The sequence below is a fragment of the Komagataeibacter intermedius TF2 genome (genome assembly GCF_000964425.1).
Taxonomy (GTDB): Bacteria; Pseudomonadota; Alphaproteobacteria; order Acetobacterales; family Acetobacteraceae; genus Komagataeibacter; species Komagataeibacter intermedius.
The window spans coordinates 1-635 of record NZ_BANF01000413.1; the positions used below are offsets into that span (position 1 = coordinate 1).

General features: G+C 59.8%; 1 protein-coding gene and 1 pseudogene. Both read right to left on the reverse strand.

The window, feature by feature from the left end; translation table 11 throughout:
• Positions 1-149, reverse strand: a 149-nt coding sequence (locus tag B7449_RS17780) for a transposase (protein ID WP_048883976.1), incomplete at its 3' end; no start/stop codon positions are given.
• Between the two features lie 69 nt (positions 150-218).
• Positions 219-635 (reverse strand): annotated as a pseudogene (locus B7449_RS17785) (helix-hairpin-helix domain-containing protein); the annotation flags it as partial.

Here is a 635-nt window from a genome sequence, read left to right on the forward strand (position 1 = left end):
GCATCCATGCCGCCATATTTCGCGCGCCACCGGTAAAACGTGGCATGGCTGATCCCATGCTCCCGGCACAGGTCAGGAACCGGGACGCCGCCCTCAGCCTGACGGATCACACCCATGATCTGGGCGTCAGTAAAGCGATCACTCTTCATCAGAATCTCCTCATCCTTACGCTGAGAAAATTCTCATTCAAAAGCCACTCTTTTTATGGGGGGATTACCCCCGTAGGTCTTGAAGATCCGTACCGCCCGCGACGTGCCGACGCCGTTGCTGTGCAGGAACAGCATGATCTCGCGGATCACCTTCTGGTCTGCCCAGCCACCGACAATCCGTTCGGCCCGCTTGGGACCAATGCCTGTCACTTCCCGCAGGCGATGCGGTTCCTGCTCGATCAGGTCGAACACGGCCTCGCCGAACGCTTTCACCAGTTTTTTGGCATAGACGGGACCAATGCCCCGGATCATGCCCGAGCCGAGATAGCGCTCTATGCCTTCGACCGTGGTCGGCGGACTGGCCTTGAGGAACTCCGCCTTGAACTGCAAGCCGTGGGTGTGGTCGTTGAACCAGCGCCCCGACATCTGCACGAACTCACCCGCCGAGATCATGGCGGCATGGCCGACGACAGTGACCAGATCGCG